This window comes from Nitrospira sp. (genome assembly GCA_016873435.1).
Lineage (GTDB): Bacteria > Nitrospirota > Nitrospiria > Nitrospirales > Nitrospiraceae > VGXF01.
On sequence record VGXF01000007.1, the window covers coordinates 99,141 to 113,773 of the forward strand.

Below are 14,633 nucleotides of genomic sequence, written 5' to 3' on the forward strand. Positions count from 1 at the left end.
CAGGCCCTGTCACTCCACCGCGCCTCCCGAAACGGTTTTGTCGTCCAGCGTTGACTACTTTTCCTAGGCTATCGGGCGAGGAAGGCAGGAGCGCTAGTCCTGGGGTGGCGTTCCGCCTTCCCAAAGCTTGACGGTTCGGTCCCACGAGGCGCTGGCGAGGCGCTTGCCATCTGGTGAGAAAGCTAGTCCGCGCACGGCGTCGGTGTGGCCCTTGATGGTGCGGAAGTTTTTCCCCGTGGCGACGTCCCAGAACTTGATCGTTTTATCATCGCTGGCACTGACGAGCACGGTCCCGTCCGGCGACATGGCGAAGGCGCGCACCCAGCCGGTGTGGCCGCGGAGCGTGCGGGTTTCGGTGAGCTGCGGCACGGCGAAGCACTTGATGGTGGTGTCGCGGCTGCCGGTGAAGAGCATGCTGCCGTCCGGCGTGTAGGCCATGGCGCCGATCCAGTAGTCCATCGGCTTTTGGAAACCGCCGTCGTCCTCAACGAAGTAGCCGCGCGTGTCGGTGGTGTCTTCGTCCGCGTCCTGCCAGTGGCCGTTGTGGATGATTTTTTCCTCGCCGCTGGGCAGCACTTCCCAGAGTCGAATCTTGCCGATGTCGTTGCCGCTGGCAAGGTGGATGCCGTCCGGTGAGAAGGCCACGCAGGCAGACCAGTGGTGGTCGTAGGTGTCTTTGCCGAGTAGGGTCATGAGCTCTGTGCCGGTGGTGACTTCCCAGATTTTAATGTCTTTATTATGGCTGCCGCGCGCGAGCATGAGGCCGTCGGGTGAGAGTGACAGGCTGCAGACGTTGTGGTCGTAGCGGGTGAAGAGGAGCTTGAGCGGCTCACCGGTGTTGGGATTCCAGAGACGGATGGTCCGGTCCTCGCTGCCGGTGGCGAGCATCTGGCCGTCCGGCGTGTAGAGGGCGGCGCGAATGTCGTGCGTGTGTCCGCGCAGGGAGCGGAGGAGCCGGCCAGTTTCGATGTCCCAGATGCGCAGGAGTCTATCGACTCCACCACTGGCCAGGGTTTTGCCGTCGGGCGCGTAGGCGACCGTCCAGATGCCGTGCGAGTGGCCGCGGAAGGTCTTGCTCTCCCGCGCGTCGGTTCTCCAATGTTCTAATAGGTTCACCGACTGGGCCGGCGCGGCTGCGCCGGGATGTGGCGATGCGGGCGGTGGCGTGTTCATGGTTTGGTACAGGTACTTCTACGGGTCTGCGTGTCGGCGGTGCGCGCGATTTGCAAATGACCGCAACCGAGGTTTATAATTTTTTCATCGGGATCTTAAAAGAAGCTGCGAAACTAAGTCAACTCTATAGGCCACACGCAGAACGGGCATCAGACACATGGAAATTCGATTTCAGCCAGCGCTGCTCCAGGAAGTAATCGACTCCTTTGTCGAGAAGACCGAGCGCGAGGGCGATCCGACCTATTACAAGGAGTTCCACGAGGTCGCCGACCCCATTTACGAGAAGTTCTCGCTAGATGACCGGGAAGCCGAGTTCAAGAAGCTCTACCAGTACCTCTTCGGGACATGGGGGTTCTCAGACATCATCCGCGATGCCTTCAACGAATACCCCGAATTGAAGAAGCGCGTGGGTATCGTGCTGGTCAAGGGCGTGCTGAAGGAAGACCAGGAAGGTGTGGACGTGCTGCGGAAGTGGGGGTCTGTGGAGCAGGATTTGGCAAAGCAGTTCGAGGAGAAGGGCCTGAAGGGCGTGGGCATCAAGCTGATCCCGCGGCGCTTCTACGACCCGGCGCTGACCCGCTACTGCCGGCATGAGCTGATGCATGTGTCGGACCTGCTGAGTTCGCATTTTGGCTACGACCCGGATACGAAGGTGGGCCAGAACCCCGGCGAAGAGACGCTGGTTCTCCAGCGCTACCGCGTGCTCTGGTCCCTGCACATCGACAGCCGTCTGCAGCGAATGCAAAAGGAATCCATGCTGAGCAAGGAGGACCGGTTCAAGGAGTTCCGCTCCTGGTATCGGAAGATTCCACCAGCCCAGTTGAAATCCGTGTTCGAAGGTTTGTGGCAGACGGAGTCGCTGACGCATTCGGAGCTGGTCGAGATGGCCACGGATACGTTGCGCGTGATGGACCGCGCGGTGGATGTGGAAGGCGGGGAGGTGCCGGAGACGCAGAACAAGGTCATGCTCATGCCCGGCTTTCCGTGCCCCCTCTGCCGCTTCCCTACCTATACTTGGGTGGAAGATATGGAAAATAATATTGAAAAGCACGTGTTGGATTTCATCCGTGAGAACCATCCTGGGTGGGATGTGGAATACGGCGCGTGCGATCGGTGTGTCGAGGTCTATAAACTCCGAGCAGACGGGGTGATGTAGCAGCCGTCGGGGATATTATGGCGGCAGCCCCCAAATATAATCGGCGAAATTTCCTCAAGGACTCCGCGCTGTCGTTCGTGAAGACAGCGCAGGAGTTCGTCAAGCATCGCGACGCTCCCTCCGAACAGAAACCCACTGCAAAAACCCGGCACGACTGGCTGCGGCCGCCCGGCGCGGTCGAGGAAGCATTGTTTCTGGAGCGCTGTACTCGCTGTGACGACTGCGCCAAGGCCTGCCCGCACGACAGTATCACGTTCGATCGCCACGACGGCTCGCCCGTGATCTTTGCCGATGAGCAGCCCTGCCGGTTGTGCGACGACTTCCCCTGCATCGAGGCCTGCGCGACGGAAGCCCTGCTGCCCGTGGACCGTGTGGCTGATGTGCGGATGGGGCTGGCGATGGTGTCGCACCGGCTCTGTACGGCCGGGCAGGGGTGCCATGCCTGCGTGTCGCAATGTCCAACCCAAGCTCTGTCCACGAGCTTCGACTCCATGCAGCTCAAGGTGGCTGAAACCCGCTGCGTGGGGTGTGGAATCTGCGAGCAGGTCTGCAGGACGGTCAACGACAAGATCGCCATTCGGGTGACACCGGCCCGGTTGCGTACGCCCGCACCTGATTTTTAGAAACAGACAGCAGGGACAGCATAGCGCGATGCATATTAAATCCTTTTAATTTCAATTGTTTATAAGTCAACAATCGACTTGACTTGACTTAGTCGGTCGCCTATTATAATTTCGAACTTTGCGTGTGCACACTCTTGTGGTGTGAGGCATGAGTACAAAAGAGAGCGAACGCGGAATGTCTGACCCTGTTGTCACGGCACCCCTCCCGAGGGCCCTTAAAGATTCCCCGGCTGTTGAACGCGCTCTGGGCCGCAGCAAACTCTATCTCCTCATTTCCTGGAGCCTCCTCTATCCTGAAGACGATGAATTTCTGGACTATTTGCAGAGCGGCGAGTTTGTAGAAGACGGTGAGGCGGCGCTCGAGGGGCTGAGCGCCGCGCTGGCCGGGCAGGGCGGCGAAAAGGCCAAGCAGAAGCTGGCGGCGCTGCGCAAGCATCTGGAGTCCGTCGAAAAGTGGGTGGCGGCGGAATGTACGCACTGGAAGCTCACCGATCTGCAAGCCGAACACCGCCGGGTTTTTAGCAACGTCATCACCCTCGATTGCCCCCCCTACGAAACACTCTTCGGTAACGATCACGTCTTCGGTCAGGCCCATACCATGGGCGACATTGCCGGTTTCTACAAGGCCTTTGGCTTGGAACTCTCGCGCGACATTCACGAGCGGCTGGATCACCTGAGCGTCGAGCTCGAGTTCATGCACTTTCTCGCCTACAAGGAATCCTACGCCCGCTGCCACGACGGCGCGGAGAAGACGCAGATCGTCGTGGACGCGCAGAAGAAGTTTGTGAAGGATCACATCGGTCGGTGGGTGCCGCTTTTCGCGCGCATGCTGGTGAAGAAGGCCGATGGGGGCTTCTTCCGGCATCTCGCGGAGTTTATAGCCGACTACATCGAATTCGATGCCGCCTATCAGAGCGTGACCCCACAGCCCTATTCAGAAACGGACTACCGGCCGGCCACCTTCCAGGCACCGGAAGGCCAGACCTACGAATGCGGGGCGCAGGACCAGGGTAACGAGCTCAGCATCCTGCTCAACGAAGTGGGGGCCCAGTCGTTCATGGACCAGAAAGAGAAGGGGGATAAGGACGAGGATGGGCCGACGGGAACGGCCTGAAAATAGTTGTTGTGCTGCTTTGGCGATATTGGTATAGTTCGACGTCTTTTAATTATGAGGAGGGACTTTTTTATGGGAGTGGTGCAGACACGCAATAAAAGCTTGGTGTTTGGCATTCTTCTCTCTGCTCTTGTCGTTGGCATTATGCTGACGATCGGGCAGGTTCCCCTGGCGGTCAGCCAGCCGGTGACCATTCCGGCAAAGGCGATCAAGGGGCCAATCCCGATGGACGGTGCAAACCCCATCTGGGAAAGTGTGCCGGGCGTGGTCATTCCGCTCAGCGGGCAGACGATCACGACGCCGATGCACCCGAACATCTCCGTAAAATCGGTGTTCGTGAAGGCAGTCAGCAACGGGAAGGAAGTCGGTTTCCGTCTCGACTGGTCTGACCAGACCCTGAACAACACCACCATCGGTCCGCAGGACTTCCGCGATCAGGCGGCGATCCAGTTCCCGGTCAATACGTCAGGCGCGCCGCCGTTCCAGTGCATGGGCCAGTCGGGCGGCACTGTCAATATCTGGCGGTGGAATGCCGAGTGGCAGAAGGACATTGGGAAGGACAGTGCGGGTCTGTGGGACGTGGACGATCAGTATCCGTCCATCGCTTGGGACTACTATTTTGAAGAGCCGGCGGGCGGCGTGACCTACCCCGACCGGATCGGCCGAAGCCTCGGGCCCTTCAACACGGCCATGTGGTCCGGAAACATCATGGCGGACCCGACAATGCGTCGGAGCTCCGTGGAAGACCTGAATGCAAACGGGTTCAGCACACTGACCACCCAGTCGCATCAGGACGTCATCGGCAACGGCCTGTGGGAGCCCTATGGTTCAGTTAAGGGCGGCTGCTGCGTCGGTCCGACCTGGCGTATCGTGGTCAAGCGCGAGCTGACCACCAACGATACAAACGACGTGCAGTTCAAGGCGGGGTCCTCTGTTCCCATCGCGTTTGCGGTGTGGGATGGCAGCAACGTCGAGCGGAACGGGATGAAGGGCATTTCTACCTGGTTCACGCTGAAACTGCCGTGAGTCGTGTCCCCTAAAGGGGAAGCGTAGGATTCTACGCAGGTTTCACAAGGGCCCCGGGTCAGCTAGCTGATCCGGGGCCCTGTATTTTCCGGCTCGGTGATCCCTCCGTGTCCCTTGAATTTCCCTTGCAGACCGGTTGCTTCAGACTCTCGTGCGTTGGTTGATTTTGCAACCATCCACAAGGTATAACTATACAGTTTGTTTGCGGGAATCAGCCGGTCCAAGCTGTTCGAGTTATCCTCTTGTTGAAGGTGTTTGCGTGAATGTCTCGCTGATCTTTCCACCCAGCTGGCATCCCTCGCAGCCCTATCTCAGTCTGCCGTCACTGACCGGCTTTCTGAACCAGGGCGGCGTCAAGAACGTCAAACAGCGGGACCTGAATATCGAAGTTCTCGATACAATCCTGACCGATTCCTACGGCCGCGAAATTCACGCCAAATTGCAGGATAAGGTGCGGCAGCTCGAGCGGAGCCGCCATGGCGAGACCGGGCCGTCCAGCCAGGAGCACTATGCCCGGGCCGTCGAGTCGTTGGAACGGTTTACCTATCTGTTCGACCGGGTGGAAGTGGCTAAGGAGATCCTGCGCGGGGAGGAGTTCTACGATATTGAGCGCTACCGGGATGCGCTGTTCCTGATCGATAAGTGGCTAGAGATGGTCTCCACGCTCTATTTTCCAACCCGCCTCACGGTGGTGGACAATCAGGTCAGCGGCTATTCCATCTACTCTACCAAAGATTTGATGAAAGTCATCCGCGACGAGGAACAAAACCCCTATTTGTCTCTGTTCCGCGAGCGGTTTCTGTCGTCCATCGTGGACAGCTCGCCGGATTTGATTGGCGTTTCCATCACAGCCACGTCCCAAATCATTCCGGGCCTGACGCTCTGCCGTCTCATCAAGGAGGCGCGGCCGGACATCCATCTGACGATCGGCGGGAGCATCTTCACGCGGCTGGTGGACAATCTGCGTCGCTGCCACAGTCTCTTTGATCTGACCGATGATTTCATCGTGTTTGAAGGCGAAACGGCCTTGCTCGAGCTAGTCAATCAATTGGCTGGCAAGAAAGACTACAGCAAAGTGCCGAACCTGATCTATCGGCAGAACGGGAAGATCATCGTCAATCAGCCCTTCTATTCGGAAAACATCAACGAGCTGCCGGCGCCTAACTACGACGGTTTTCCGCTCGACAAATATCTGGCGCCCGAAACGGTCCTTCCTGTGCAGTTCTCGCGCGGGTGCTATTACAAGGACTGCTCCTTCTGTGCCCTGACCCTCGACCATCAGAACTTCCGCCAGAAGGACCCGGACCGGACGGTGGACGAGCTGCAGATGCTCTCGGAAAAATACAACACGCCATTCTTCTTTTTCACCGACGAGTGTCTGGCCCTCTCGCCCACTAAGCGGCTGTGCCAGAAGATCCAGGACCGGAAGCTCGATCTGCAGTGGACCGCCGAGATGCGGTTCGAGAAAAACCTCTCCCGCGAGCTGCTCACGCAGATGCGCGACGCCGGTTGCCTGAAAATCGTTTTCGGGCTGGAGACGTTCAATCAGCGAGTCATGGATTTTATGAAAAAGGGGATCACGCAGGCCAGCGTTCGCCGCATCACGGAGGACTGCCTCGATCTAGGCATCGCGATCCACGCCTACATTATTGTCGGCTTCCCCACGGAGACCGAGGAGGAGGCGATGGAGACAGTGAACTTCATCGTCGGGAACCAGCGGCTGCACTCGTCCTACGGGTTTTCCTGCCAGCCCTGCCTCTTCGATCTGGAGAAGGAAGCGCCGATCATGAATGATCCGGGCGGACACGGCATCCAGCGCATCATGCGGCCCTCGGCGGAGGATTTAAGCCTCGGATTTTTTTACGAAGTGTCCTCTGGCATGACGCCGGAGCAGGCCGAGCGGGTCTACCAGCACGTGTATGGCAAGATCAGCGAGGTTGTCTGCGAGTTGCCGTTCAACTATTCCATGGCCGACGGGTTGCTCTACATTGCCCACCCAAAGCGGAGCAGCGCCCTGCCGGCTCCTGCCGGCTCCTGACCGCCTCATTTCTGAACCGCGACTCACGAAAACCGCGATGACCGACACGACTGCCGGAACGGTTGCAAGAGCGGATGAGCAGGGACTCCTATTCGACACGGCGGCCAAGGTGTTGCTCTGGGCGGCGTTCTTCGAACTGGTACTCTACCGGCTCGTCTCGCGGCTGGGCATGCACCTGAGCAAGCTGGCCGCTAAGTACGACTTTGTGCGCGTGCTATTCAAGGTGCTCTCGTCGATGGGCTTCACGCTGCTCAACGTCGTCTCCATGCTGGTCTTTCTGGTGCTGACGGTTGCGCTTCTGAACAAGGTGCGTGCCATCGGCAAGAGCCGGTTTGACATGATCGTGGTGCCGGCCGCCTCGCTGCTTCTATTGCTGACCGTGGGCTATCTGTTCTTCCCGCCCGCCATGCTGGGGGCGGTGGTGTATAACGTCCTCTTTCTCAGCATTCTGATCGTGCTGGTGGTCGAATATCTGTCCGTGCCGCGCCCGTGGAGCCAGCGGATCATGATCGTGACCTACCTGCTGGGCATCTCTGGCTGGCTCTATTACCAGATTGTCTCCACGTCCTATGGCCTCGCCGGGTCGCCGGAGGAGCCGCCGCTGGTGCATGAATTCAATCGGGCGGGCGAGGCCCTGATGGTGCTGGCCAGCCTGCTGGTCTTCTGGGCCTACGGGGAGTTCTCGTTCCGCACGACGAACCCGCGGCAGCGGCGCCGCCTGATCGCCTTTGCCGTGACGGCTACCGCGTCGTTCCTCTTGCTCCTGTTCGTAGACACGATCGCGAGCTGGTACGATCCGGCCGTGGCCGAGAATGTCCGGAAGGCGGGCGAAGGGATCGGTTGGATTTTCCAGATGGGGATGGGCTACACCTTCTATCTGCCGTTTGCCCTGTACATGGCCGGGCTGCTGGCCTGGTCCTACACGGTCGTCCGGCTCTACACGCAGGGCCGTTACGAGGGCATCGGAATTGGCTTGATGTTTCTAGCGGGCTATGCATTGCAGTTGTCACATTTGACGTTGATGGTCCTGCTGGGCGTGTTGCTGCTGACGCTGGAGCGCCGGCGCCATGCGGTCCAGGCAGGCGCGCAGAGAGAACCGGCTGCATTGGCAGGCGGGCAACCGTCGCTGGCCGGTCGGCAGGCGTAACGACAGAAGGAGAGGCGGGAATTATGAGCGAGCAGGTTTCAACGCAACAGGCGGACGCTGGCCAGGCGGAGCCGCAACTGACGCCGGACGAGGAAATTGCCGAGCTGGAAAAGCTGCTGGCGACAGACGGTGAGGATTTTCAAGCCCGCTGTCGGCTGGGCGAGCTCTATTTCAGCAAGGGCCGCCTTGATGACGCGCTGACCGAGGTCAAGAAGTCCATCGAAATGGCCGAGGGGCTTCGAACGGAGATGAACCGCTCGCTCGCCATGTACTACTCGAACTTTGGTACCATCTACGCGACCAAGGGGATGGCGGAGGAGGCGGAGCAGCAGTTCAAGCGCGCACTGGAGCTACATTCAGACGACGTGCTGGCGCTTTTCAATCTGGGTCGCGTGCAGTCCGACAAGCGGAATTATCGCGAGGCGCAGAAGTATTATGAACGGCTGGTCGAAGTCACCCCCGAGGACCCTATCGCGTGGTACAATCTGGCAGGTGTATACGTCGAGCTGGACAACCCGCAGGTCTCGGACCTGAACACGATGGAAATGGCGATGCAGTGCTATCTCCGGACGCTCGAGCTCGATCCCAAGCATCTGGAGGCCAGCTTCAAGCTCATGGAGATCGCCTTTAACCACAAGAAGTCCGATCTTGCGATCAAGGTGCTGGAGGACGCGGTGGACCATAACCAAGACGAGCCGCTGGCCTACTACAACCTCATCAGCGCCTACGACAAGTGTAAGATGTTCGAGCAGGCCGAGCAGACTCGGCAGCGACTGAAAGACCGCTTCGCGAAGCGGTCGAAGGATTCCAGCACAGCATAACCGTCAACACGAGGAGAACACGGGCCATGTTTGGAAGCATCGGCATCACAGAGCTGGTATTAATCCTGGTGATCGTGCTGATCATCTTCGGCGCGGGGAAGCTCCCGCAGTTGGGTGAGGGGCTGGGCAAGGCGATCAAGGGCTTCAAGAAATCCGTCCATGAGGCGGAGGCGATCGAGGCCGATGCGCAGGCTCAGGCGCAGTTGACGGCGACACCGCAGGCGCAACCAGCTCCACCGCAGACGCCTGCGCCGGTCGAGCAGCAGGTTTCGCCGCAGCAGCCAAAGGCCTGACAGGCATCTGATGGGCACGCCGGTCGAGCTCGGAACAGGCTTCATCGAGACCTTTGCCGGCAACGGCAAGGCGCGCAGCACCGGGGATGGTAAGCTGGCCGTGAAGGCCGGCATTCCGCTCCCGCACCATGCCGCGCTGGACCGTAACGGGACGTTTCTCTACTTCGCTGAATCGGGCTCCGATCGCGTACGGCGCGTGGATTTGAACGCCGGCACGCTGCACAACTTCGCCGGCATCGGCGAAACCTGCTACAGCGGCGACAGTGGTCCCTGCGGCGAAGCGGGGCTGTATCTCCCGCTCGACGTCGCCTTCGATTCGAAAAATAACCTCTACATCTGCGATTCCGGCAGCAACCGCATCCGTTGGGTGGATCGCGAGACGGGCGTCATCACGACCGTCGTCGGCACCGGGCAGCATGGCTTCAACGGGGACGGTCCGGCGCTCGAGGTGAATCTCACCTGGCCGGCCGCCATCGCCTTCGACGCCCATGATGTCATGTACATTGCCGACACGCAGGCGCACCGGGTCCGCCGCTACGATCCCAAGACTAAGCAGGTGACGACGATCGCCGGAACCTGGACGGCGGAGGATGACGCCCGGGAGCAGCCACTGGTTGCACGCAACCTCGTCGTCCTGTCGGGTGACGCCATCGGCATCGATTTCAGCGATGACCAGGGCTGGCTCATGCCCGTCTGCTCGGACGGCCTCGATCTTTCGCTTTATCTGGATGACGGTAAGCCGGCCACGGACGCCCGTCTCTACGACATCGTCGGCATCGCCGTGGACAGCAAGGGCCATGTCTACGTGGTGGACAAGGGCAGTAACCGTGTTCGAAAAATCGATACGGCCACGGGCACCATCTCCACCGTCGCCGGTATCTGCCGCTACGGCTATGATGGCGATAACAAGCCCGCCGTCAAGGCCATGCTCCATGCGCCAGAAGCCGTCGTGCTGGACGCCGAGGATAATCTCTATATCTCCGACACGATGAATCACCGCGTGCGAAAGGTGGACGCCAGAACGGGCACCATCACCACGGTGGTCGGCAACGGCGAGAGCGGCTACGAGGACAAAAACATGGGCGGCTGTGGCGCCGCACGGTTCGTCGCGAAGGAATCCGCCGGTCAGCTCAAGCACGGCGACGGTCTGCTGGCCGTGGAAGCCGTCGTGAATTCCCCGGTCGGGCTTGCGCTGGATTCGCAGGGACTGTTGTATATGTGCGAGCGGGGCGAGAATAAAATCCGGCGCGCCAGAATCTGGTAGACGCGCCGGCATTGAATCAGAACGCAGGCTGTTCATGCAGGCCATCCGGCCCGGCCGCAGCCAGCGAGGGACCAACGCATATGCTTCGGTCCGTTGAGGGTTTGAGTGATGCGAGAACGCAGCCGGCGGATTCTTTCAGCAGCCAGCTAGGAGGGGAGTGGATGCCCCGGGGACTACATCGGTCACATCTCCCGCTGTTTGCCGGTCTGTTTGTCGGAGCCTTCGTTCTGGGATGGTTTGGTGTCCCGATGGTCAGTTCTGAGGGCATGATCGTCCGCTCGTCCTTCGTGGCCGGCGAGATTCCCTCCGCGCCCGAAGACACCGCCTGGGACAAGATTCCTCTCATGACCGTACCGCTCAGCGGGCAGGTCATCACGCGACCGGTCTGGCCCGAGCCCAGCGCGCGAGCGCTCACGCTCAAATCCGTCCACAACGGCAGCGACATCGCCTTCCTGCTCGAATGGCAGGACAATACGAAAAACGACCGTCTGACGCCAGGCACCTTCCGCGACGGTGTCGCGATCGGTCTCCCGCTGGGCGACGCCCCGGCCTTTTTCTGCATGGGGCAGCTCGATCACTATATCAATATCTGGCACTGGAAGGCGGACTGGCAGAGCGACATTGATCGGCGCGCCGCGCGCACCTCGGACAGTCGGGCGAGTGGAGAGGTACGGCGGTTTGAGGTGATTCCGCGCCGGAAATCGTCGGTCGAGGATCTCATCGGCGGCGGGTTCAGCACGCTGACGACGAAGGAAGACCAGGGCCGTGTACAGGGCAAGGCGACGTGGAAGGACGGTGTTTGGCGTGTGGTCATCCGCCGCCCGATGGCGAGCGCCGGACAGGAAAATGAGGCCCGGTTGGAGCCGGGCCGTCTGCAGGCGGTGGCTTTCGCGATCTGGAACGGGGAAAACAAGGAACGCAACGGGCAAAAGGCCGTGGCGCCGTGGTTTCAACTGGCCATTGATCCGGGCACGAATCTGTGAGCGTTGGCGTGCGGCCAGGCAGGCTGGTCCTCGGGAACGTCCTTCCATGGGGGACGGTGTGCTTGGTTCTGCTCGCAGGGCTGGCCGGAGGAGAGAGCGTCGCAGCGGCGGAGCAAAAACCACCGCCCCAAGGGGACGGCAAAACCGAGCAGGCCGTGATGACCAAGGAGAAGGCCATCCGCCTTGGCGAGCAGTTTGGCATCGTGGTGGATGAAGTGGATGCGGAGATTCAAAAGGAACTGGGGCTTCAGCGCGCGGAGGGCGTGGCGGTGCTGGAAGTCATCGGTGGCACGATGGCGGAGGGCGCCGGCATCAAAGTGCGATCGGTGATCAAGGAAATTGATAAGGTCGAAATAAAAACACTGGCGGATTTCGGCTGGGCACTCGCGCGCGCTACGAAACAGTGCAACTTCACGGTCGGGACCTATGAGCCTGCGGATCCCGGTGATCCGGTTGGCTGGGGCGTGAATTTTCATTTTGTCGGCTGTAAGCGGGATTGATCGTATGAGGCAATGGTCTGTGATGCGGCGTCTTCAGATCGGTGTGCTGGCCGCGATTGCGCTCAGCGCTGCGTTGCTCGCCGGCCATGCCTCGGCGCAGAAGGCCGACGGCCAAGTTCCTGATTGGGTCGACCAGATCGAGAAGGTCTTCATTCGCTCGGAAGATTGTAAGCAGTGTCATGATCGGCACTACGAAGAATGGAAGGGCGTGCGCGAGCAGACACCGGATTTGAAAACGTTCGGTCGCGTGGACGCGGCCTTGCCGCACGGCACGTCCTTGGAGTCGCCGGTCTTCCGTACGGTGCTGGGCGTGTGGTTGCAGACTAATCCCACGCCGGAGCAAAAAACCCAGTGCCTCTCCTGCCACGTGCCTGCGACCACGATCTTCCCGCAGCATGTGGACAAGATTGCGACTCAGGCCCTGTCGGGCAAAATCCAGATCGAGGGTATCGGTTGCGCCTCCTGTCATTTGATCAGCGAGACGGCCAAGGATCCGGCCGCGCCGCCGCCAACCTTCAAATTGCATCCGGGTCGGACGTTCTACGGGCCCTATGCCAATCCCGAAGAAAATCTCGTCCATCAGGCCGTGCAGTCGGATCTCTACCGGGGTGCCAACTACTGCGCGTCCTGTCACTTCGACAAGGTGAAGGATGTCACCCAGCACGACCTGCCGGGGGAAATTCTCCAGGGGACCGTCTGTCAGGACTGCCACATGGAGCCCTCGACCGGTAGCTCGACCTCCAAACGTGGGGCGATGACGCGCGCAATCGGGCGACACTGGTTCCGCGGCGTGGTGATTCCCGGCACCATGCTCAAGAACCGGAATCTTCAGGCCGAGTGGATGCCGCGCGTGGACATTGAGTCCGAAAAGTTCGGTGCGTCATTGAAGGGGACCGTACTGGTCCGCGTCGGCAGTTTGCCGCACAGTTACCCTGACGGTGATCCGGTGCTGAAGCAGTTCTTTGTCACAATCACGGCCAAGGATGCCAAGGGGCATGTGGTGGCATCGGAGGTGAAGCACTTCGGCCTGCCGTTTGAACAGATCGCCCGGGGACCGTTCCCTGACCCCTTCATCAAGGGTGGGACGACACGGCGGGTGCCATTCGAATTGGCGACCAAGGGGGGCACTCCGGCTGTTATCGAAGCGGCGCTGACCTATGCGCTGATTCCCGAGCCCTCGCCTGCGCTCAAGGACAAGTATCTGGCCACGCTGCCGGATGAGAAGACGCGGACCGAGGCTGTGAAACTGCTCCAGGAATATGCTCAGCCGCGAGTGCTGACCTTCCGTACAAAAGCCTTGTAACGGACCGGTCGCTTCCGGAAGAACGGCTCTCAGTGTTTCGTGAGAGGAGCGCGGTGCACGTGATTTTGTCGTGGAAAGCGGTGCGATGGACGCTGGCGACCGGCCTGGCCGTTTGTGCCGTGGCGCTGTGGTTCAGGGATGAACCTCAGGGGTTCGCACAGACCAAAAGCCCACTCGAAAAAGTTTTTCCAGCTGCGGCCAAGTGCAAGCGCTGCCATGAGCGCAGCTTCGAAGAGTGGGAAGCCTCGCCACTGTCCCGTTCGATCCATTCGCCAGCGTTTCGTGCGATGTTGGATCAATACGTCTCGTCCGCCGGCACGAAAGACAAGCTGCTTTGCCTGCGCTGCCACGCGCCGCACGTCAACGAATATCCAGAGCAGGGCGATGCCTTTATCGCGCAGGTGCAATCTGGTGATCCGGCTATTGACGGCGTGGGGTGTACGCAGTGCCATCTCATCAAGCAAGTGGACCGCAGCAATGTGCAGCCGAGCCCCAAATACGAAACAGGCGGCAAGACGATGTTCGGTCCTTATAAAGATTATGTTCCAAACCTCGCGCATCAATCTATGGAGTTGCCGCTGTTCCGGAAGTCCGATCTCTGTCTCAACTGCCATCTTGCCGTGCCGACGGCCGCCAGTCTCGGGAAGGCCAACGATCTGCTGGGGGGCTGGGAAACGAGCCAGGCGGTCAAGTCTGGCAAGGAATGCCAGACCTGTCACATGCCCGAACAGGTGGGCGAGTCGGCCAACGGCGAGCGCAAGCGCAAGGTTGCCAACCATTCATTCCCGGGACGGATCGGCAAGCTGCGGCAGGAAGCGGCAAAGCTGGACGTGCTCACGACGATCAAGGGCGATCAGACCACCGTCAAGGTGACGGTCCAGAGCCTGGTGCCCCACAATCTTCCAACGACGCATCCGGGCTGGGCCCGCGTGGTTCTGGATCTTTCGATCCAGGGCAAAAACCTGAAAACGGTCTACGCGGAACAACGCGTCTATGGCCGAACCTATGCGGATGCGAAAGGCCAGAAGACGGTGTTCGATTTCGAGGCCGCGCAGGTGCTCGGTAACACGGTGCTCAAGCCGGAGGAGACGCGCGTCGAGACGTTCACCTTCCCAACACCGAAAGATACAAAGACCTTCGATGTGGACGTGGAGCTGAGCTACGCGCCCCTGACCGGCCCGCCGGCGTTTTT

At 60.1% G+C, this 14,633-nt stretch carries 14 protein-coding genes; 13 read left to right on the forward strand and 1 reads right to left on the reverse strand.

What is annotated here, in order from left to right; all coding sequences use genetic code 11:
* Positions 1-93: 93 nt before the first annotated feature.
* Positions 94-1,173 (reverse strand): WD40 repeat domain-containing protein, encoded by a 1,080-nt coding sequence (locus tag FJ248_06015; protein ID MBM4120440.1) that lies wholly within the window; start codon positions 1,171-1,173, stop codon positions 94-96.
* A gap of 157 nt (positions 1,174-1,330) precedes the next feature.
* Between FJ248_06015 and FJ248_06020 the strand changes: the two genes are divergently transcribed.
* From FJ248_06020 to FJ248_06080, 13 genes are all read left to right on the forward strand, one after another.
* A complete protein-coding gene (locus FJ248_06020) occupies positions 1,331-2,329 on the forward strand; it encodes a hypothetical protein (protein MBM4120441.1) in 999 nt (332 codons plus the stop codon).
* Positions 2,330-2,346: 17 nt separating this feature from the next.
* Positions 2,347-2,952: a 4Fe-4S ferredoxin gene (locus tag FJ248_06025; GenBank protein ID MBM4120442.1), complete on the forward strand. Its 606-nt coding sequence runs from the start codon at positions 2,347-2,349 to the stop codon at positions 2,950-2,952.
* Positions 2,953-3,100: 148 nt separating this feature from the next.
* Positions 3,101-4,066 (forward strand): molecular chaperone TorD family protein, encoded by a 966-nt coding sequence (locus FJ248_06030; GenBank protein ID MBM4120443.1) that lies wholly within the window; start codon positions 3,101-3,103, stop codon positions 4,064-4,066.
* A gap of 54 nt (positions 4,067-4,120) precedes the next feature.
* Positions 4,121-5,092, forward strand: coding sequence for a nitrite oxidoreductase, gamma subunit (locus FJ248_06035; GenBank protein MBM4120444.1), 972 nt, complete (start codon positions 4,121-4,123; stop codon positions 5,090-5,092).
* A 259-nt stretch (positions 5,093-5,351) separates the two neighbouring features.
* Positions 5,352-7,130, forward strand: coding sequence for a radical SAM protein (locus tag FJ248_06040; protein MBM4120445.1), 1,779 nt, complete (start codon positions 5,352-5,354; stop codon positions 7,128-7,130).
* A 37-nt stretch (positions 7,131-7,167) separates the two neighbouring features.
* Positions 7,168-8,277: a hypothetical protein gene (locus FJ248_06045; GenBank protein ID MBM4120446.1), complete on the forward strand. Its 1,110-nt coding sequence runs from the start codon at positions 7,168-7,170 to the stop codon at positions 8,275-8,277.
* A 23-nt stretch (positions 8,278-8,300) separates the two neighbouring features.
* Positions 8,301-9,098 carry a tetratricopeptide repeat protein gene (locus tag FJ248_06050; GenBank protein MBM4120447.1) on the forward strand — a complete coding sequence of 266 codons (798 nt, stop codon included), beginning with the start codon at positions 8,301-8,303 and terminating at the stop codon, positions 9,096-9,098.
* A 26-nt stretch (positions 9,099-9,124) separates the two neighbouring features.
* Positions 9,125-9,391, forward strand: coding sequence for a twin-arginine translocase TatA/TatE family subunit (gene tatA / locus FJ248_06055; GenBank protein ID MBM4120448.1), 267 nt, complete (start codon positions 9,125-9,127; stop codon positions 9,389-9,391).
* 10 nt (positions 9,392-9,401) lie between these two features.
* Positions 9,402-10,655 carry a hypothetical protein gene (locus FJ248_06060; GenBank protein MBM4120449.1) on the forward strand — a complete coding sequence of 418 codons (1,254 nt, stop codon included), beginning with the start codon at positions 9,402-9,404 and terminating at the stop codon, positions 10,653-10,655.
* Between the two features lie 80 nt (positions 10,656-10,735).
* A complete protein-coding gene (locus tag FJ248_06065; GenBank protein ID MBM4120450.1) occupies positions 10,736-11,638 on the forward strand; it encodes a hypothetical protein in 903 nt (300 codons plus the stop codon).
* A 62-nt stretch (positions 11,639-11,700) separates the two neighbouring features.
* Positions 11,701-12,138, forward strand: coding sequence for a hypothetical protein (locus FJ248_06070; GenBank protein MBM4120451.1), 438 nt, complete (start codon positions 11,701-11,703; stop codon positions 12,136-12,138).
* Positions 12,139-12,142: 4 nt separating this feature from the next.
* A complete protein-coding gene (locus FJ248_06075) occupies positions 12,143-13,441 on the forward strand; it encodes a hypothetical protein (GenBank protein MBM4120452.1) in 1,299 nt (432 codons plus the stop codon).
* A 59-nt stretch (positions 13,442-13,500) separates the two neighbouring features.
* Positions 13,501-14,633 (forward strand): hypothetical protein (locus FJ248_06080; protein MBM4120453.1); only part of this gene is annotated, 1,133 nt, incomplete at its 3' end.

Bases quoted from the DNA above. Each gene is read 5' to 3' on its own strand.
- tatA (MBM4120448.1), top strand. From the start codon at position 9,125: ATGTTTGGAAGCATCGGCATCACAGAGCTGGTATTAATCCTGGTGATC.
- FJ248_06020 (MBM4120441.1), top strand. From the start codon at position 1,331: ATGGAAATTCGATTTCAGCCAGCGCTGCTCCAGGAAGTAATCGACTCC.
- FJ248_06015 (MBM4120440.1), bottom strand. From the start codon at position 1,173: ATGAACACGCCACCGCCCGCATCGCCACATCCCGGCGCAGCCGCGCCG.
- FJ248_06045 (MBM4120446.1), top strand. From the start codon at position 7,168: ATGACCGACACGACTGCCGGAACGGTTGCAAGAGCGGATGAGCAGGGA.
- FJ248_06065 (MBM4120450.1), top strand. From the start codon at position 10,736: ATGCTTCGGTCCGTTGAGGGTTTGAGTGATGCGAGAACGCAGCCGGCG.
- FJ248_06075 (MBM4120452.1), top strand. From the start codon at position 12,143: ATGAGGCAATGGTCTGTGATGCGGCGTCTTCAGATCGGTGTGCTGGCC.
- FJ248_06060 (MBM4120449.1), top strand. From the start codon at position 9,402: ATGGGCACGCCGGTCGAGCTCGGAACAGGCTTCATCGAGACCTTTGCC.
- FJ248_06050 (MBM4120447.1), top strand. From the start codon at position 8,301: ATGAGCGAGCAGGTTTCAACGCAACAGGCGGACGCTGGCCAGGCGGAG.
- FJ248_06030 (MBM4120443.1), top strand. From the start codon at position 3,101: ATGAGTACAAAAGAGAGCGAACGCGGAATGTCTGACCCTGTTGTCACG.
- FJ248_06035 (MBM4120444.1), top strand. From the start codon at position 4,121: ATGAGGAGGGACTTTTTTATGGGAGTGGTGCAGACACGCAATAAAAGC.
- FJ248_06025 (MBM4120442.1), top strand. From the start codon at position 2,347: ATGGCGGCAGCCCCCAAATATAATCGGCGAAATTTCCTCAAGGACTCC.